The organism is Pseudomonas fluorescens, assembly GCF_902498195.1.
GTDB lineage: Bacteria > Pseudomonadota > Gammaproteobacteria > Pseudomonadales > Pseudomonadaceae > Aquipseudomonas > Aquipseudomonas fluorescens_BU.
The window spans coordinates 82082-102259 of the sequence record NZ_CABVIY010000002.1 but is presented as its reverse complement, the minus strand read 5'-3'; the positions used below and the strand labels follow the sequence as shown (position 1 = coordinate 102259).

Below are 20178 nucleotides of genomic sequence, written 5' to 3'. Positions count from 1 at the left end.
ATGGATTAGATTACCCGTCATTTGAGAAGCGCTAAGAGTACATCCAGTGAAATTTCCACATTGGTGTCTGGTTCGTAGAAACAATCATCTAACGGATCCGTCCAAACCAACTCCCCGGTCAAAGGCCGTCGCATGCAGTTACTCAGCCGCAGGTCCATCGACTCAATCCCCGGAAACTCCGCCGCCAGCGCCAGCGTTTCCATCAACCCAGCATACTGCCTGTGAGCGCGCGCCAGTTCACGACATTGCTGTGCAAAAACGGGTAAGTCCCTCGAGCCAGGCTGCCCCTCTTCATCGAATCGCGCAAGCCAAGCCTCAAGAACAGGCTCGCTGCCCACTTCAATATCAACCAGGCGCTCGACCTGCGCTAGCCAGTAGAACTCTACCTCAGGGCCAGACTCATAGGTGTCCGATAACGCCACCGCACCATAGTTGTGCAGTACCCTGACCACGTTTGGGTTACCCGCAGCCGATTGTTGCGCCAGGAAGTTATGGCCACTGCCTTGCAGGGTTAGCCGCAGCAAACTGTCACCCTTCTCGAAGATAGTTGAACTGGAACCGGTCTTGAATACCTTCGCGCCTTTGAGTGGCAAGGTTTCCAGCAGCCGGTCGAAATTCGGGGTCGGGAAACGCACGCAGATGTGTTCGCTCATTGTGTTCTTCCATAACAGATTGATGAGTCTGCCAAGCGCAAACTTCGGCTCATTTTGACAACGACAATTCAGCTTGTAGCCGGTTTTATTTCAAGCAGGCCTTCCAACACAGCATTGACGTCTGCCAGGCCGCCAATGATCACAAGCCAGCCATAAGTGATGGGTTGCTTGCCATTATGCAATTTCGATGGAAACTTCGACATGCTTGAGTGGTGTCGATGGCCTGTGCTGACGGCGATTGCCGCCAGCAGATCTACCAAGTGCCCCCTGATGATGTTGGGGTGAACCATCAGACAGATGTTGTTGATGCGGGTCCTTGCTTTCAATAAATAAACCGTCTGGCCGGCAGCGCAAAACTCTGCAAGGTATTTGCTCTCCCTAACGAGCACGTATCCGCTCTGTTCAATCTGCTTGATCACCTTATTTGTGAATTCATCGCATGGGACAGCTACGGTCTTGCGGGTTGGCTTGGCCGGAGGCGGTGGGGCAAGGGCAGCTTGGGTACTATCCGGTAGAGGGACGGCGCGTGGCGGTTCCGACATTGGCGCAGCGCCGCACAGAAGCAACGCAGTTGCGCCAGCCATTCGCGCATAGGCCCGATCGAGTTTCGCAACTCTGTGACGTACAGGGTCTGCTGGCTTCAGGTCACTGAGTGTTTTATCTCTGATATACACACTCGGTGCGCTGCCGCCACTGGTTGAAGGATGGCAGAAAGAACCCAGAAACTGCCGGGCGTGCAGATACCCGTTATCGACGCACCATTGCAACGCGTCTTCGGGGCAATCGCCCAGGCCGATATACAGGGCGTCTGGGTTAATTTCGCGGAGTGTGGAGACGAAGCAGTCCATGAAGCACTCTCGAAATAAAGGGGAAGCCATCAGGTAGGCAAATGAGCCCGCAAACATGGATTCGCCGCCCTCAGGCGTTGTTGTAAAGGCCGCGTGAGGTATGACCGAGGTTCCGTGGAACAAGTCGGCGTTTTCTTCCCACAGGGACTCTACATTTGGAATGCGCAGGATCTTGTCGAACTTGAAGTGCCGCAGATAGCGCAGCAAGTTTGGGCGCATGGCGCTGCCACCGAATGCACCAAGTCTTTTCACTTCATGAAGCAGCGTTGCAGTCGGGATGCCAACGGCCATTAGTCGCTGGACTTCGCCGTACGCCAATCGCAGCTGGTTGGGGCCTGGGGTGATGCCCACGATGACCAACTTGGCATCAGCGTTGACGTGTTCGAAAGGAATGTACCTGAGGATGTCTCTGCCTGTGTTTTCAATCACGAGCTCGGGACTGTTGGCGCCCGCCATGCCGAGCCTGCGGATGGCAGGTGAGTAGCGCTCGAAAAGTGTGTGGTCCATCGAGTTGTTCTCCTGATCTGTTCGAGCTCGTTCCGTTAGTAGGGCAGTTGCTCAGCGGTGCCGGTGTTGGGCCGGTATTTTCTCGGTCCGAATCAGTCGCTCGCGCTCTTCGACTCGTCCGCCACGGTTGATAGGGGCTTACCTGGATCCTGCCTTGAATCGCGCTCAAATTTGTAGTCATTCCATGACTACTCTTGGCCAATTCTATTGAAAAAAATCCGGCTTGGTTTTCACGGCAGAAAAGTACGAGCCTGAAATGGAGACCCTAGCTTTGAGCAGATCCTCCGGACTCGGATTTCACGTTGTAGCGTGCGAAAGAGATGTTTTCACCCATCAATATTCGAGCATTTTGAGCAAACCGACTTGTCAACAGAATCGGCCGATTGCTGCACTTAATCGTCATGGAGGCCGATTACGATTCGACTCAAAAAAAATTCAGTCCTACATCACTGCCATGACGTCCACCCCATGGAGCTCAGAACCATGTCATTGCATTGTCCTCTATGTAACTCCCCCAAGATCGCATCTTTACAAACAGCCATGAAGATTGGCGCGGCTGTTGGAACCGTAGGCGGAGCCGCTCGTGGTGCGAGCGCCGTTCTGGCAGCAGGCCAGGTGGGCGCCTATGTCGGCGCTATTGCCGGCCCTCTTGGCATCACCCTCGGCACAGTATCTGGTGCCATCCTCGGCGGGCTCGCTGGAGGTGCAGGCGGCTGCACCCTCGGTGCTCAGCTCGGCGAAAAACTCGATCGCCATGTGTTCGCCAACAACCTCTGCCTCGCCTGCAATCATCGCTTCAACCTACCAACCTAATCCTCTTACAACGTTCTTCGGCCAATGCTGCGCGAGCGCAGCATTTATGCCGGCACGCACCCAAAGGAATCACTCCCATGGCTCATCTCGTCGAACAAATGGCATACGTTGGCGCTACCCCTTGGCATGGTCTGGGTAACCGGCTGACGCAAAAACAACCGCTCGAAGTCTGGCAACAGGAAGCCGGAATGAACTGGCAGATCCAGGAAAGTCCTGTTCACTTCAAGGCCGACACTATCGGCAACCTGGGTACGATTCACTCCTTTCCGGAACAGAAGGTGCTGTATCGTTCCGACACCAAGGCCCCGTTGTCGGTGGTTTCCAACCGTTACCAAGTTGTGCAGCCCCGTGAGGTGCTGGAGTTCTACCGGGATCTGACTGAGGTCTCCGGCTATGAGTTGGAAACAGCTGGGGTACTCAAAGGTGGCCGCAAGTTCTGGGCTCTGGCCAGGACCGGGCAAACAACCGTGCTGAAGGGGAACGATCAGGTGAATGGCTATCTTCTATTAGCCACCTCCTGTGACGGTACGCTGGCCACCACCGCGACCCCGACCACCGTGCGTGTAGTTTGCAACAACACCCTGACCATCTCCCTGAACGCCGTTACCCGCGCAATCAAGGTGCCGCACAACACGCGCTTTGATCCTCTGGCCGTGAAGAAACAAATGGGCATCGCCGTCTCGCAATGGGATGAATTTATGTACCGCATGCGCGCACTGGCGGAGCGCAAGGTGCAGTGGCATGAGGCGATGGGCTTCTTCATGAATGTGCTGTGTGAAGTAGCCCCCCATAGCAAACTGCCGGAAGTGCTGCCGAATGAGCGAGCACTGCGCAAAGTCCAAGGCTTGTATGAAGGCCAAGGTCGTGGAGCGACGCTTGAATCAGCCCAAGGAACTGCGTGGGGCTTGCTCAACGCCGTGACGGAGTATGTCGATCACGAGCGACGTGCTCGAAGTACTGAATACCGCATGGATTCGGCCTGGTTCGGCCAAGGTGCCGTCATCAAAGAACGCGCCCTGAACGCCGCCCTGCAACTCGCCGCTTAGTCTCTGCCTGATCCCCCTCTCTTTCTTCTCACGGCTAAACGCCTGGTCAGTTTCTGCTGGCCGGGCGTTTTTTCATGCCGCACAGGAAATCATTATGGCTACGCAAACACTGCAAAACCCCAGCAGCAAACCCCGTCCAGCCTTGCGCCTGGTGGGTACCAAGGAGCTACCGCGTGAAGACTGGTTAGCGGTGCGCAAGCAAGGCATCGGCAGCTCGGATGCCGCCGCTGCCGTAGGGCTCAATCCTTACAAATCCCAACTGGAACTGTGGCTGGAGAAAACTAGCCGTGACAGTTCGCTACCAAAGCTAGATCACAATGATGAAGAGAGCCCAGCTTACTGGGGAAACATCCTTGAACCGATTGTCGCGACCCACTACACCAAGCGCAGTGGTCACCGGGTACGGCGGATCAATGCCGTGCTGCAGCATCCTGATCCTAAATTGCCCTGGATGTTGGCCAACATCGACCGCGAAGTCATCGGCACCGACAATGTACAGATCCTTGAATGCAAAACTGCCGGCATCAACGGCGCTCGCCTCTGGAAAGAAGGCGTGCCGGAGTATGTGCAGTTACAGGTCTTGCACCAGTTGGCGGTGACCGGCAAGCAGGCGGCGGATGTAGCGGTATTGCTGGGGGGCCAACACCTGGAGATCCATCGCATCGAACGGGATGAGTCGATGATTGCTCGATTGATCGATCTAGAACGGTTGTTCTGGGATTACGTGGTCAGTGATACCCCGCCACCGGCCGATGGTACAGCCTCGGCCGAAGCGGCGTTGCGTTGCCTTTACCCCGAAGACAATGGTCAGACCCTGGACTTCAGCCAGCACACGGAGCTGGCCAGCACCTACCTGGAGCTCAAGGCTATTCGCCAGAGCATTGCTCAGCAAGAGACGCGTGAGGCGCAGCTCAAGCAAGTCCTGCAGCAGGCCATGGGTGCAGCCACCCGTGCGGAGTTTACCGAGGGCTATATCAGTTGGAAGAAGTCCAAGGACAGCATTGGTCTGGACGTCGAACAGATGCTCAAGGACAAACCCTACCTGCAGGCCCGCTATCCCAAGATCAAAACAGGCAGCCGCCGTTTTCTGCTTGCCTGAATACCCCTCACTCAAGCCACCGGGACCGTTTACGTCCTGGTGGCTTTTTTATTTCCAGATCAAGGATAACTGTCATGCTCAAAGGTTTAGCAATCACCCCTCCTGTACTCGGGCGTATTTCCATCGGCAGGGTCGTCGAGAAAAACGGTAAACGTCTGCCGGAGAAAGACGATCAATTCACCATCACCTCGCAGGTACAAAGCCGCGACGGCTGGCTGCTGCACCCGCTCAATGAAGAACTGCGTAATGGCCAAGATGGCAAACTGCGCAGCATTCCAATCCGTTTGTTGTTCAACGAGCCCGATTTGAATTTTCGCGCCGATTACAGCCTATTCGACCGCACCACCGGCCGGCCTTTGTGCGTCGGCAATGGCGACATCTGCAAGCGACAGTGTGAAGACGGGATCAAGACCCTACCCTGCCCTTCACCGGATGGCTGTTCACTAGCTCAAGGTAATGCCTGCAAGCCCTATGGCCGGCTGAACGTGGTGATTGGTGCCGACGATCCGTTGGGTAGTTTTGTCTTCCGCACCACTGGGTTCAACAGCATCCGCACCCTGGCGGCACGCCTGCAGTATTTTCAGGCCATCTCCGGCAACCGCCTGGCCTGCCTGCCACTGGAGCTACGCCTACGCGGTAAGTCCACCCGGCAGAGCCATGGCACGCCGATCTTCTACGTGGACATCACGGTGCGCAACGGCCTGAGTATTGAAGATGCCTTGCTGACAGCCAAACAGCTGGAGGAAACCCGACAAGCTTCGGGCTTCGATCAGAGCGCCTTGGATCGCGCGGCACGACAAGGCTTTAACAACGGGGCCTTTGAAGACAGTGAGGAGGACACCGGCGCCATCGTCGAGGAGTTCTACCCCGCGGCTGAAGATCAGCCTGGTAAGGAAGAAGCCGCCCCAAATCCAGCGGCTCCTGCCAAAACATCACTGGCACAAAAGCTGGAATCTAAATCCCTCCAAAGCAGCAGTGACCACTCCGTTCGCGCCCACTGACCAAACTTCCACCATGACCAAGGTCTTCCAATCCAGGAGAGTCCCCCATGAAATATCACAAGCTCAGATCCGGTGAAGAGACCGGAACTTATGTCATGGAATCACCAGTCACCGAGTCCGACATCCTGCAGATGGCTCAACAACTTGCGATGAGTCGTCTATCTAAAGGACGGGCCTTGACTGAGCCCAAGCAAGTATTCAGCCATCTACAAACTCTGCTGCAATACCATGAGTACGAAGTCTTTGCTCTGCTGCTACTTGATACCAAACACAGGGTTATAGGGTTTCGGGAGCTGTTCCGAGGCACGCTGGATGGTGCCAGCGTTTACCCTCGGGATGTGGTCAAGATCGCCCTGGAGCACAACGCCGCGGCAGTGATTCTGGTTCACAACCATCCCTCCGGCGACCCGGAGCCTAGCCAAGCCGATCGTACGCTGACCATAACCCTCAAGAACGCTCTAAACATGATCGGCACCCGGATATTGGATCATGTTGTCGTGGGATATGACGGCTGTGTATCGTTGGCTGAGCGGGGTTACCTATAAGGAAGTGAGTATGAAGCAACTGCTACGGATCTTTGTTGCCGTGTTCATTTTCGCCAGCATCCTAGTCGGCTGCATGATAGCGCTACTGCTGTTGATCCTCATGGTGCGCTTTTCGCCACTACTGATTGCGGTGGTGCTGGCATGCTGGATTTACCGGTGGCTACAAAGCCGCATAGACCAACCATCCCAATGGACGACATAAACCAGCGTGGGCGGCCGAATGGCTGCTCACGCCGGGAATAGTCATCTTCTTTTTTTTGCCAGCTCACTACCTGAGCGTCCACAAGGCCGCTCATCTATAACCGCGGCTCACAATCACGAAGCAAAAGCGTTGAACTACATCTCGTGTTAGGGTGAACCAAAACTCAGTAGCGACAGAATGCTTGACGCTCTCGCTTTGGTATCATTTACACCCTCCAACCACCTTGTACGACGATGAAACTACTCAACACCTACGACGACCGCGACGAAGCTGAAGAAGCCGCCGAGAAGCTAACAGGCGAGAAGCGCCTCGCCAGTGAGCGTGATGCCACTGTTGTTATCTATAACCTGTTCGGTATTCCGAGCTGGGGCAATTTCCACCGCCTAGGCATGTACAACCTTCGTGAGCTGAAGAGCCTGCTGGAGCGGCGAGCGACCTGGCAGCTAACCGATAAAACCCGGCACACAGAGATTACTGCCACACTGAACACCGTTGCGAAAAATTACGGCATAGAAATTCCAGCTCACTGGTTTTAATTAAAAAATTCAACTACCGACGACTATGACGACTATTCAAATATTATTTTTTAGGATACAGATAATTGTCCGATTTTAATTACACGCAATAAGCCGAACCAAAGTAGCTCGAAAACCCAGACACCTGCAGAGAGCCTAGTATCAAAGTCAAGCACACACTGGCGGCCAGCTTACAAATTAAAAGGATTAAAAAATGCCTAACCATCGACTTTCATTTCTGTACTATAAGAAACTAATTTTCTCTCTTGAAAAAAAATTCGTCGATGGAATACCAGCAAAGCACGACCGTCTACTTTGCGACCTGCCAGACTCATCAAAATACTATCAGAAGCTATATCTTGAACAAGTAGAGTCATTTAATCTTGGCGTCCCTGCGATGAAAGGACCGCTCCCGCTAGATGAGAACTGCAAATACTGCTCAAAATTCCACTTAGCTAACCTAAAGACGATTGATAAAGATTTAGACATAAGCACTGGAAAAGATCTCGAAGATAAATTTCAAGATTTCCTTCAAGAAATACTCAGCACAGAATGTCCTGGGGCAACAGTAAAACGAGCAGACAAAAAAAACTTACACAACCCCGACTTTCTTATAGAACATTCCGGAAAGCCAATTATCTGGATTGAGTTTAAAGTGATTTTCAGACCATACCTTACAATTTCAAAGTTAAACCCTAACTATCAATGCTACTCTCACTCGCTAACTCTTGACATTTCGAACGGAAAAAAACTTATCAACCAAAGGGAACTTGTTGAGTCGCAAAATATCGGCATTGATAACTGCATATATGTTTACTGGTACGACCTTCCATGTGTAAAAGGAATTTTCTGGATGGCCGCAAAGCACGTTTACAAACACCAAGACAATCAAACCACCTACGAACGAAGGATTGTCCCCGGAGACAAAACCCCTCAAGGCAAGTTGAGGGCCGCAGTAAAAAAAATATACTTACCACTGCATGAAATGAATGATTTTTACTCAATTTTTTCTTTGATCAGAGCCAAGTTAAGGCATATGCCAAAGAAGTAACTTACTAAAAGCAACAAGCACTTAATCAGAAATCTGAAAACTCTAGCCAGAAGACCGCGAACTTACTGATCATCACTTTCTATAAGCTACTAGAGGGAGTTTCCTCCCTCCAATATTGCAAAGCCATAAAAAAACCAATTACAACGAATCAGGAAATCCTTGCGAACATTTTCCGTAAGTAATTTTCGCCGCCATCCTCCATGAATAGAACATTACGCCCCTCCAGCTCGGACTTCTTCGCCGAGTCACCAATATTGAGTAAATCCGAAAACTTCGTTGGAGACAGCACGAATGCATTCAAAGTCAGGGGGGATTCACCAGACTTGGCATTATTCAAAAGCGTCTCTTCTAATTTTTTTACTTCCTTGTAAAGGCTAAGCTTTGGGTGTGAAAGATCAAGGTTGCGAAGGCCCTTGGGATCGACGAACGAAAGCCATTGTTTACCTGTGACATTGTCCACAAGCCATAGCAAAAAGTCGGGGTAGAAGTTGCCTGCCAGCGCAAAACCCAGGCCCTTTGCTTGACTGTCTGCATTGCGTAGGAGGTAGAGACTACGAGCGCCAATAATAGCCTGGCCATTGGCCGAGTTATAGAACGCTTCCAGGTCGCGAACAAAATCCCACTCGCTTGGCGCATCAAAAGCCAGAGGGCGCATCTTCAATGGGACCGCTTCTTTGTCTTCCAGTGATAGCAACGGATAGTACAGGTGGCGATCAAAACTGATAGCAACCATGTGAGGGGCGTTCCATTTGCTGGCCTCACCAATCTTGCCTTCAGCAACCAGCTTCTTCAGCACTTCCAGCTTCTCCTGGTATGCCAAGCCGTCATCCGTATTTTCGATCTCGAACTGATAGAGCTTCAGCATCGATCCGTGGTCTTCTTCCAGACGTATTACATCGTAAAACTGCCCTTCGTAGCCGGTTTTCAACGTCTTGTAGAAACGGTCAGTGTAATCCGTCAGCAGACGAATAAGGATGTCCTCCTGATTACGGATGTCATTGAATCCCGCCACCGACAACCCCGCCGCAGGAATGAACAGCGTGTACCAGTCAGATGAACCTACGCAGAAATCGATCAGTTTCTGGCGATCCAGCCGCAGGTTGCTCCAACTGCGTTGCAGCTTGTAATCCTGTAAGGCGAGATAGATACGATCCCAGTCGAAGAGCGTGAATAGCGAAACTTTTAGCTTACCCTTATGGCGTGCTTCAACCGTGGCCACCAAAGCTTTATCCTGCGTGGACAGTGCTTCGACTCGCGGATATAGATCAAGTACCACATGCGGAACTTTGATCTTGCCCTTAAACGCTTCGGGAATCTCGTACAACAGCGGGAAGTGAGTACGTTTGAACCCCAACTTCTGGTTGTCCTTGTAGCCATCCTTCAAGGTCAACGTCTTGAGCGTAGAAGCAGGCAGGTTCGGCCTTGTCTCGAATTCCAGGTGCAAGATTTCGTCACTGGGGGAGATGCCTTCTTCACGTAGATAATCCTTGAATGTGGCCATATAACTGGCACGCACCCCGAAAATATTCAACGTCTCCAGCTTGTCCAGATGCAGACCTTTTGGTCGTTCATTTGGCAAGCTCCGCTTGAGCGAAAAACCATTGCCTTTGAGGCGAACGCCGCGCCCAAACAATTGGACGATCTGCGAGCCTTCTCCCTGCCCCATATTAAGCAGGCCCATAGTAGACACACGCCAGCTGCTCCAGCCCTCGGTAAATTTCCGCGAACCGACCAGCATATTGAGCCGGCTATCTTTGTTATTCAGAGTACCAAAAAGCGCGCCACCGAAGTCGTCGCGCTCACTATCGAAACCATCAACATTCTCCGCTATGCCAAAAAAACCTGCATCGTCACCAATGTTGATGAGACCGAAAGGCTCAGCGTCACCCACCCGCAATGCCAACTCACCTTTGCTGCTCTTGATATTAACCAGTTTCAGGCGCTGCTTAGCTGGCGCATTGAACACTCGATGCAGAATGTCGGCATACAGATCTTCCGGCTTACCAACGAAACACATAAGAGGACTAAAACGCCCCTTAAAGATATTGTTACCCTTCGCATCAAGAATCTGAGCTTTGTCCGCAACTAGATCGTCGAGCCATACCTTGATCTGCGCATCACTGTTCAGAAAATAGGCAAGGAAATTTACCACTTCGAGGATGTCCGACTCTTCACCAGATACCCTGTTGCCCACGAACACCCAAAGCGGCTTTTCAATGTTGAAGTCGGTCAGTTTGTCGCGATGAGTTCCCCACAGCCACAGCTGCTGATAGAACGCCAACAGACAGGCCGTGAAGTATTTGCGGGCGTACTCCTCCTGCTCGTAGGCCTCGCCGCTCATGTTCAGAATCAACGACTCTTTGCCGTAGCCGTCCTCATAGAAGAACTTGTAGGAGTAATCGAACAAGATGCACTTGGCGTAGATTTCGCGAGTTGCTGAGATGCGCGCCAGGCGTTTTTCATCGCTGGTCAGAGCAAGCTGCGCCAGCTGGCTGTCATCCAGCTTTTTCAGGCTAACTGTCTCGAACAGCATCTTGGACTTCTTTTTCTGGACATCTTCTTCCGCCGCAGCCACGGTCATTCCCTTGGCTACAGCCTGCCCGAATGTGGCCGAATACTCGAAAGCAAAGCCCCCGCGCACCAACGCATCACGCCGACTCATCCAGGCACCACCTGCTTTGCCTGTACCGGAATGGCCTTCGTCCACCAGAACTAGGTTGTTGCCTTCAAAGGCATCGACAGCAACAACCTTATCCCCCATCTCATCACCAAGTTTGTTGATGTCGATGATCTCAATGGTTCCACGTGCCGGTGTCTGCGACTTGTTGAAGAACTGAGCAAAACCGAAACCCGACAAATGCAGCTCTTCCAAATGCTGGCGTGACAAGCCCTCATTGGGCGTGAGCAAAATGATCTTGCTCGGATAGCTCTCACGCAGACCTGCTTGAAAATAGTGCAGGTACTGCCTGATGTTGACGTGCAGTAGCAGCGTCTTACCACTGCCTGTTGCGTTCCAAAAGGCGATCTTGTTCAGGTCGTCTGCTTCGAAGTCTTTAAATTGCTCCGCACCGACTTCGTCACGATAGCGCAGCAATTCTTCATTTAGGCCATCCAGCAGGGCCTGCCGTTTGTTGAAGTACCAGTCCAGATAGATTTCGGTGAACAGCAGCGACAAATACTGAAAGTACTTCATCTGCAACTCATGGCCTTCCAGCTTATTGCGCTGAACGGTGATGGCCTGCCAGTGATTCACGATACTCAGGTCATAGCGACGTAAATCAGCTTCTGACACACGGTCAACTTGAAACAGATTGCGTATCAACTCATGGAAGAATTTAGTTTGCCCGTCCTCGTCGATCCCTTCGTGTCGATCATCACCCAGGCGCAGCTTCAAAGCTCCCAGACTACCGCCCTTGAAAAAACCCATCATCCAGCGATTGAGTACCAACTCCTGATGAAAGCTGCGCTTTTTTCCGCCACTTCTTGAGCTTGCGGTGGCAACTATTTTGCGAGGAGGCGCCATCAGATGTCCTCCACCGAGAACATGCGCTGCAGAAATTCAGGCTCTATCTGGCGCAGCTTGAATACACGAGTAGCACCACCTTCTTCGGCAGTCTGTGTCACTACGGTCGGGATGTTGTGGTCGCCGTTGATATAGACAACATCGAACTCGTTATCTGCCGGGTTGATGGCAAGTCGGTCGCAGAGTTTGCTCACGCCTTCATAATCCAGAACATCGCAGTCACGCCACAAAACCAGACAGCTTTCGCCGTTGGGCAGCGTGCCAGTGACGGTGACAAATCCACGCTCTGGTTGAGCATCGATATGTTTGACGCGTAGACCGACCAGGTAATTGAAGGTCTCCACCAAGTCGATTTTGCGCGGTTCAAATGCGCCCGCCGAATCGACCGCCACATTCAAGCTGTAGTCGAAGGGTTTGTTGAAATCTTGCACGGACAACAGAGAGTCGCGACTTTCCACGTCCAGCATGTAGTTTAGTAGATAGTCGTCCTTGGCCTCTTGGTCAAGAAGTGAGAGTGTCTCGCCCTGCTTGGCATCTCGGCGCAGTTGTAGGTTATTCAGCGTATCTTCGTAGCTCTCGAGCTTTAGGACTTTGAAACAGAGGGAGATACCCGACTCTGGTGCTAAGGATTTACCATCCTTCCAATGCTCGGAGTAGGCTGCCTTTATGACTCGAGGCTTAGTTACTAACTCGAAATACTCGCCCTGCTCCACCAAAATGAAACCAAGCCTTGGGTCTGTACCTGCAGCTCTCGCCTCACGCCGCAATTCGATAACGGCATGCGCAGTGGTACCGCTCCCGCCAAAATAGTCGAGTACCACAGCGTCCTCGCCGGCCTGTACAGCAAGGGATATACACTTCTTCACCAGATGGATCGATTTCGGAAAGTCGAAACGCTTTTCACCGAGCATGTCGATAAGAAGGCTATTACCGTACTTGCCGGCATCAAACTCGCCGCCACTCCAGACTGTTTTCGGCACTGTCTGCTCATGAGTGACAAACAGATCCCATTCGTTGCCTGCTTTAAGCGCAGCAACACGATCGAGATTCTGCCGAATCGAATCTAGACCGAAGTTCCAGCGACGTTCAACACCATCCTGGTCGATTGGCCAAACCTCAACTCGACCATCGGATAGCTCAACGTTCTTACCAGCCGGATGAAAATCATCATCAGGAACTGAACCCACATCAACGATGCTGCCGTCCCGAACGTAGATTGGATAGAAGGATGGACGGCGATCAATACGCCTAGAGTTTTCACCCCAGCGCCGCATCTTGCGTGGCGTGCCGTTCTCTTCCAAAGTCCTGGCAATACTGCCCGTCCGCCCGTCTCGTGTCAGGAACAAGGCGTACTCATGTGTACGGTTGAAGTTCCTGGTGATGGAGCCCTTAGGGTTATGCACAACGGAAACTTTAGACAGAGTATGGTCTGGAGCCACTTCTTCAAGAACCTTGCAGAGGTTGACCATTTCAGAGTCATCAATGGCCAGCGTCTTCACTCCATCGAGACTTAGTAGCCCCATACCTTTGCGCAAGCGGTCCTGCATCAAGCTCATCCACGATGAGTGCTTATATTCATTTTTGTAGAGAATAGGTGTCGAGTTAGTGTTATACGGAGGATCAATGTAGATGTACTTTATCTGCTCTCGATATTTTTCCTGCAGAAGATTAAGTGCCTGAAAATTATCGCTGTGGATCAGCAAACCATTGGTTGAACCGCTTAGGTCCGGCACATGCTGTAGTAGTTTGGCTTTGAACTCCAACGGAAAAAGAGCCGTATCAACCATTCGATACTTTCCCGCCTTCAGGTCATCAATCGTGCCCTGACCATCACCATGCCATACACCAAACTGCTTCCACTGATCCCACTGCCTCTCGTTACCCACAATTTCTGGCCACAGAGCATCTGGAACCCTATCCAGCGAGATGCAGTAGTGACTGGAAACTACGAATTTCTTTTTCAGCCACAGCTTTTTCTGGAAATCTTCCAGCTGGGCGAGAAACACGATCAGCTCCTGTGCAATGGCGCGCAGACACTGAATCATGCGCAGCGAATTCTCAATATCAGCAAAAGCGCTGGCATTCTGCACATCGTCAAGGTGCAGTACTTCGCTCTTGATATAGAAATCCAGCTCCCGGCGCAGGAAGTCACCCAAGCGTTTATGGATAAAATAATCGGCTGTGTTCTTTGTGGTGTAATCCGTAAGGTGCTTTTCCAGCAGAGTACGTTGCGGATTCTTCTCAGTAGGTGCGCGGCTGCCTAAATTTAGCCAGCGCGCCTTGACGGAAGCGTCATTCAGAACAGCTTGGTTAGCCTTTTGTACCAGTGCGTCTTGCTTAGTGCCCTTGGCGACGGCCTTGTACTCGAAGCGAACGATCAGCTCCTTGCCACTAGCGCCATCCACTTCCTCGATGGGTAGAAGTTCTTCGTCATTCTCGTCGCCCTGCTCATCAATGCGAGTAATGATTTTGTGCTCAAGCAGGGCAAAGCGACGTTCTTTATCATTGTCCTTACGGTTGTCCTTGGCAGTGTCTGCCGACACTAGCCTGAAATGTACTGTGCGGTCTGAGTGCCCGTCCTGGCCAGGTAGCTTAAAGCTGTAGTTGGCGAAGTTTTCGCCGCTCTTCGTGTAGTACTGGTCCTTGTTGGCCCAATGCAGCATCACTTCTTCCCCTGCATAGGGGATGGCATAGGTGTCGCCCTTGTAGCGGCGCTGGCTAATGAAATCGCCGTTGTCGTAATAACGAGAGAAGAACGTGAGCAGGTGTGAGAACACGGAGTTTTCGTGTTCACCATAGCCGGTGGTGGCTGCTTTTAGCTTGTTGCGCAGCTCCTGCACCTTGGGTACGCCATCGGGACTGACGCCCAGCGATAGGGCATTTTTCTCCGCCTCCTGCAGTTCGGCTTGCAACTGCTGGGTGTTGGCGGCATTGCCTACAGCCAGCGCGGCTTGCACTTTCTCTGTCAGGCGGTTCTCAAGGTAATCGTTGATTTCATCGGCCCGGGCATTGAGGATCCTATAGATGCCAAAGTCGAGCTCCGGTCGGTCGATCTGAAATATCTCACGCAGCTTGGTAATGAGCTGCTGGAATTTAACGTTTTGTTTAGCGGTCACGGCTGTGCTCATTATTCAGGCCTTAATTCGTTCGTTTCCGGTGCTCGGTTCATACCACCTGCCAGCGCAGGGTGAACAGCGATTGGGTGTTGGTTTTTTCTTGCAGCCGTTGCTGCAGAGACTCAATCAGCGCATCGCGTTTCTCGATAATTTCGTCTTCCACGGCAAAAATCTCCTGGCGCTGGCGGCGCTGTTTGCGCTCCAACTCTGAAATCTCACGCTGGATGGATTCTTGCTCTTGCAGCGTGGCGGCTTTGCGGGCATCACGCTTTAGTTGGGCAATGCTTGCCTTGGTGTTCTTTAGGGCCTCTTCAGCGGCGACAAGTTTGTCATCGGCCCAGCGCTCCAACTTGTCACGCTCTTCATTGAACAAGCGCTGGTTGGCTTCCAGCACGTCGGAAATGGTGGCCTGTACCAAGCGTTGGCTGTTCGCCGCCAGGGCATTGGGTGCTGCATCATCAATAGCGACGGGCTTATTAGCCGCAGGTATGGTCAGCAGTTTTTCGCAGACTTCCTGATCAAGCAGTTCACCTTCGTCGGTCTGGCCTGAGAACAACAGCGCTTCGGTTGTCTCAAAGGCTGTCACTTCGAGCCGCACTAGAGTGAGCCAACCAGACTTGCCGAGTAGCTTTTCAATAACCGAAATGCGCGTGCCATGCTTGCCGTAGTCGAGCTTGAGCAGGGCTATCGGAGTAGAGGTGTTGAGGCTGGTGGCAATGCTCCACTCACCCAACGGATGGCTGAGTCGGTAGGCGTGCGCCAACATATCGGGTTGAGCGGCACCACGGATGAGCTGATACCGACCAGGCGCTATTTGCAGGGCCTTACCTTCTGGCGGGCTGGTCAGCGAAAAGGCATAAGCCTGATCGTCAAAGCGTGCCCGCGCACTCAGGGCATAGCGTGTCACACCCCAGAACCAACGCCCTACTCTGTCGAGCCGGGCTTCGGCTTCGTCCAGTCGTAACTTGAGTCGGTCGTGAACATCCTCGTCAAAGTTCTCCAGTAACTGTGACTGAGTGTCTTTGATGCGATCATTGATCGCTTCTTCCAGCTCGGTCTGCAGCGCATTGAAGGCAGCTTCAATCTCTTCTGGCTGGCGGCAAGTATCGTATATTTTCTGGATGCGCTTCTCGAAATCCAGGCCGCCTTCGATGCTGCCTAGCACCTCGTCACTGGCACCGAACACTCCGGAAAACAGGCTAAATTTTTCAGTCAGCAACTCCAATACGCGCTGATCTGCCTGATTGCGGGTGTTGAGAAAGTTAATCACCACCACATCAAATTTCTGGCCGTAGCGGTGGCAGCGACCTATGCGTTGCTCAACCCGCTGTGGATTCCATGGGAGATCGTAGTTAATTAGCAGGGCGCAGAACTGCAGGTTCACGCCTTCAGCAGCAGCCTCTGTAGCGATCATGATCTCTGCACCACTGCCATCATCTTGGCGAAAGTGGTCGATTAACGCGGTACGGCGGTCCACCTGGGGGGATCCGGTTACCCGATCAGTGCCTTTATGTCCAGCCAGCCATTGCTGGTAGATAACGGTGGAGTCGGGATGATTGTTCGTGCCACTGAACAACACCAGTTTGCCGTCATAACCGTTGGCAGACAGAAATTGTTGCAGATACTCCTGAGTACGTTTTGATTCGGTGAAGATGATGGCCTTACGCGAGGCCCCAAGCTCAGCCATGCTGGCAAAGCCTAGTTGCAACGCAGTAAGCAGAGACTGAGCTTTAGTATCACTACGCAGCCCGTGTGCAAGATCAATAATGACCGTCAGCTCATCTATTTCTGCCTGAATGAATTGTTTTTTATGCTCCGGCTTTTGAACAATCGGCTCCGAAGGCAGCAGTTCATCCGAGTTGGGCTCTTCCTCTTCCAGATAGTCGGTTTCGAGGTCATCCTCTTCTATCCATTGCTCCAGCAGGTTGACCTGCTCTGCCGAGGCCTCGTCTACCAGCATCTGCTCCAACCGGGCACGGACGGTCATCAGCGTGGCGACAATGGCCGGGGTGCTGGAGGCAAGCAGTTTGCGCAGGATCAGACCGGTGAGATGGCGCTGGCTCTTGGGTAAGGCAAAAGAATGTTCGCGCAGCAGAAAGGTAGATACCTGGTCGTATAGCGCCTGCTCGTCATCTGTGGGGCTGAATGGCTGGGTTATAGCCTTACGCTCGGTGTACTGGATGTACTCCAACACATTCTTGCGCAAAGTGCGTTGAGTGAAGCCAGCTAGGCGCCCTCGCAGCTCCTCCAGTCCAGCGGGATTGTTCAGATATTGCTTGCGGAAGGCTTTTTCATCGCCAAACAGATGCTCATCGATGAGCGTGGACAGGCCATACAACTCCATCAGCGAGTTCTGCATCGGCGTCGCTGTGAGCAGCAACTTCTTGCGGCCTTCCAGCGCCCGGCGCAGGGCCTGGCCGGTGCGATTACTCTGACGGTGAGCATTGCGAAGCTTGTGGGCTTCGTCCAGAACCACCACATGCCAGGGAATGGCGCGCAGCTCAGCCTCAAGCCCGGCAGCAAATTGGTAGGACATAATGAGGACTGACTTGCCAGCCAGATGTTGCAAAGTTTCAAGTACGCTGCCGGCTGTCTGCTTCTTGAGTGCCACAGCATCCAGCACAGTACACGGCACGGCAAATTTCTCTGACAACTCTTGCGCCCACTGCTTGCGCAGGCTGGCCGGCGCGATGATCAGTAGTCTGCGACTGCGCTCCGCCCATAGCTGACAGACAACCAGCGCGGCTTCGATAGTTTTGCCCAGGCCTACTTCGTCAGCGAGCAAGACCCCTTGCTGCAATGGGTTTCGTAAAGCGAACAATGCAGCCTCGATCTGGTGGGGATTTAGATCGACACTCGCGTCGAACAGAGACTGAGAGAGGCGGCCAACACCATCGGCAGCATGGCGTCTTGTCAGTTCGTGCGCATAATACTTAGCGTGATAGGAAGTAATCATTTCTTTGCTCCAGCCGCGCGCCCAGGCTCCGAATAACCCGGAGCCAGCGCAGCGTTTTTCACGCCATAGATAGCCAATGAGTCCCTTAGCCAAAGACGGTACTCTGCCGCTTGTAGACTATGATCCGGAGTACAGTCCACGCCCCATTTGCACAGCACATAGCCCGCCGTTGCAGCGCGCAGCCTCATTCGCAATACGCCGCCCTGCATACCGTAATCCATCTCAGTAATCTCCGGATGCGGCCGGTCCGGGTGCGGAACCAGCTCCAACTCGACAATCCGCGTCCACTGTATGTCCTGATTGCTCAGTTCATGTGGTGCGGACGACTCACCCATGAGCAAACGCGGGCGCTTGATCCGGGTGATCACAAAGTCACGAAACTCTTGGGATTTGCGGTCAAAAGCCCGTACATGCCAGCGCAGGCCGGTGTCTAGCAAAGCAAAGGGCACAATCTCTCGCTTCGATTTACCGCTGGAGATGGAGTGGTATTCGATGGACAAAGGGCAGCCCAGATGGATGGAACGGGTTACGTTCGACAGCACATCCAGATCGGGATTGGTCAAGCGGGACGGGATTTCACTGGGGACCCAGGTTTTGAGCTGCAGCGGTTCACCATCGCCGAAGGCCTGGGTCAGCCACGACATTACTCTTTCCGCAGGGTAGTCGAACAGCGGATGAAAATCATCGCCTAAGACATAGCTTTTACCCTTGGAATCATAGTCAATATTGCCCGGGACCAGCTCTCTATACAGCGCAAGATCTCTGGTAGCCGCAGCGGACTGGATGGCAAACCGGTCTACTAAATCCTGCCTCCGAATCTCCCCGACGAAGCGCACACGCAGCTCGATAAAGGCCAAGCGGTCACGCTGTGGCTGAGTGAGTTCAGTAAGCAAGTTCATGGTCGCCATACGAGTTAATGAAGCCTGATACGAATAGTCGAGCAAAGTATATTGGATGCTTAAAAATCCGTCTACGAATGCATTTTATTTATATGGTGGCGATCATTTTGATCACCTAATTAGGTTACGCCGCAAGGAGCCGCCACGCAGAACTTCGTTGACACCTATCTCAAAGACTCGATGCCGACACTGTAGGGCCGACCCGACGCTTAACATCCGCCCACGCCAATATCGCATCGGCCAGCAAGGAGATATTGTCGCATCTTGCGATAACCGGTGGCTTGAGATCGGCGCGATGACCTTGAGACCAAGCTGGCGACCATCCAACGCGGCGACACGCTGATGGTCGCCATTACACCCATGATGACGAATACTCGCAGGTGGCCATTTCTTGCACTGATCGCAAACCCATTTGCCACGGATGTGAAGTTCGACGACAAACCCGCCGGATGATTTATGAACGGATTAAGTAAAAGAAAACGGGGGGGGCTACTAATGAGCCCCACCTGATCTGCGACAGCGGCTCACCCTCTACTGCAACCAAACACACGACAACGGTTGCCGTACACCTTGGTCGCAGCCTTGAAGATGTAGCTCACACGATGGAAGTAGCGCTCCATCTCCGCCGGATCATCCTGAGAGATGTGGTATTCAGCGTTAGCAGGGACATGCACCAACCCACCTGCATCGTCGACAGAAATTCCCAACGCGCTGGCCCATGCCGACTGGATGCGGCGGTATAGGTTCTCTTGTGCAGAGTGAAAGCGTCCCACGGTGTGGTACGCATCCTTGTTGAGCAGTAAGACGAAGTGGTAATGCGGCCGCCCCTCTCGCCCAATCTCCCTAACCCAGCACCAGCGCACCTGTGTCTGATGTGCAGAACCATTCAAGCGCTTGGAGCGCTCACGTGCTGATTGAATTCTGACGGATAAGGAATCGACAAATCTGGAGATGACGGTGTTGCCTGATTCGAGCGGCAGGTCGTCGTCTGGAAAACGTAGATCGAAACGTACTGCGAATACCCGACGGTGTGCGCTGAGCGCTAGCTGAGTGGTTTCATGAAATCGTTCGAGGTATTCGGCAATGAAGGGGGAGTAGGATGTCATCACGGAAAGCCCCTGGAAAGTATTCTCGTGATGCAGGTGTAGATTGTTGTTACCGGGGTGACGCTTGGGCTGGCGTGTCATTGGAAGGGATCCGCTGAGTAGGTTCATCAAATCAGCGAATTCTGTAAATTTTTACAGTTCGATCTGCCGGTGCAACAGACCTCAGCAACTGCTGCTAGGTGCTTCCTCAGTCACTGGCTGAGCTCACCCCCTCAGGAAGGGGGTGAGCGTGATGGATGGCAGCTGGCTCGAATGTATGGATGGGTAAGGTCTATTCGCAAAGACGAGTATGAGACAT

Annotated in this window: 15 protein-coding genes; 8 read left to right on the top strand and 7 right to left on the bottom strand. The window is 52.7% G+C overall.

The window, feature by feature from the left end:
- Nucleotides 1–17: 17 nt before the first annotated feature.
- Complete coding sequence (locus tag F8N66_RS05840) at nt 18–653, bottom strand: hypothetical protein (protein ID WP_150769300.1); 636 nt, start codon at nt 651–653, stop codon at nt 18–20.
- 68 nt (nt 654–721) lie between these two features.
- Nucleotides 722–2008, bottom strand: a complete 1287-nt coding sequence (locus tag F8N66_RS05835) for a hypothetical protein (protein WP_150769299.1) — start codon at nt 2006–2008, stop codon at nt 722–724.
- Between the two features lie 540 nt (nt 2009–2548).
- On the opposite strand from F8N66_RS05835, the gene F8N66_RS05830 reads away from it, so the two are divergent.
- The 8 genes from F8N66_RS05830 (at nt 2549) to F8N66_RS05795 (ending at nt 8280) form a co-directional block, all read left to right on the top strand.
- The gene (locus F8N66_RS05830) at nt 2549–2821 is read left to right on the top strand and encodes a hypothetical protein (RefSeq protein WP_169883483.1); all 273 of its coding nucleotides are present in this window, start codon (nt 2549–2551) and stop codon (nt 2819–2821) included.
- 77 nt (nt 2822–2898) lie between these two features.
- Entirely contained in the window at nt 2899–3867 is a 969-nt protein-coding gene (locus F8N66_RS05825; RefSeq protein WP_150769297.1) for a DUF932 domain-containing protein, read from the top strand.
- Between the two features lie 94 nt (nt 3868–3961).
- Entirely contained in the window at nt 3962–4966 is a 1005-nt protein-coding gene (locus F8N66_RS05820) for a YqaJ viral recombinase family protein (protein WP_150769296.1), read from the top strand.
- Between the two features lie 74 nt (nt 4967–5040).
- Nucleotides 5041–5967 (top strand): hydrolase or metal-binding protein, encoded by a 927-nt coding sequence (locus tag F8N66_RS05815; RefSeq protein WP_150769295.1) that lies wholly within the window; start codon nt 5041–5043, stop codon nt 5965–5967.
- A gap of 47 nt (nt 5968–6014) precedes the next feature.
- Nucleotides 6015–6512 (top strand): RadC family protein, encoded by a 498-nt coding sequence (gene radC, locus F8N66_RS05810; RefSeq protein ID WP_150769294.1) that lies wholly within the window; start codon nt 6015–6017, stop codon nt 6510–6512.
- Between the two features lie 10 nt (nt 6513–6522).
- Complete coding sequence (locus tag F8N66_RS05805) at nt 6523–6714, top strand: hypothetical protein (RefSeq protein ID WP_150769293.1); 192 nt, start codon at nt 6523–6525, stop codon at nt 6712–6714.
- A gap of 233 nt (nt 6715–6947) precedes the next feature.
- Nucleotides 6948–7250 (top strand): hypothetical protein, encoded by a 303-nt coding sequence (locus tag F8N66_RS05800; RefSeq protein WP_150769292.1) that lies wholly within the window; start codon nt 6948–6950, stop codon nt 7248–7250.
- A gap of 193 nt (nt 7251–7443) precedes the next feature.
- Nucleotides 7444–8280, top strand: a complete 837-nt coding sequence (locus F8N66_RS05795) for a hypothetical protein (RefSeq protein ID WP_150769291.1) — start codon at nt 7444–7446, stop codon at nt 8278–8280.
- A 148-nt stretch (nt 8281–8428) separates the two neighbouring features.
- Here the strand turns inward: F8N66_RS05795 and F8N66_RS05790 are convergent, their stop codons facing one another.
- The 5 genes from F8N66_RS05790 to F8N66_RS05770 form a co-directional block, all read right to left on the bottom strand.
- A complete protein-coding gene (locus F8N66_RS05790; protein ID WP_150769290.1) occupies nt 8429–11803 on the bottom strand; it encodes a DEAD/DEAH box helicase family protein in 3375 nt (1124 codons plus the stop codon).
- Complete coding sequence (locus tag F8N66_RS05785; protein WP_224790448.1) at nt 11803–14919, bottom strand: DNA methyltransferase; 3117 nt, start codon at nt 14917–14919, stop codon at nt 11803–11805. Before F8N66_RS05785 ends, F8N66_RS05790 begins: the two co-directional genes overlap by 1 nt.
- 49 nt (nt 14920–14968) lie before the next feature.
- Nucleotides 14969–17875: an SNF2-related protein gene (locus tag F8N66_RS05780; protein ID WP_150769288.1), complete on the bottom strand. Its 2907-nt coding sequence runs from the start codon at nt 17873–17875 to the stop codon at nt 14969–14971.
- Nucleotides 17872–18783, bottom strand: a complete 912-nt coding sequence (locus F8N66_RS05775) for a WYL domain-containing protein (RefSeq protein ID WP_150770145.1) — start codon at nt 18781–18783, stop codon at nt 17872–17874. Before F8N66_RS05775 ends, F8N66_RS05780 begins: the two co-directional genes overlap by 4 nt.
- 515 nt (nt 18784–19298) lie before the next feature.
- Nucleotides 19299–19988, bottom strand: coding sequence for an inovirus Gp2 family protein (locus F8N66_RS05770; RefSeq protein ID WP_224790447.1), 690 nt, complete (start codon nt 19986–19988; stop codon nt 19299–19301).
- Nucleotides 19989–20178: the final 190 nt, after the last annotated feature.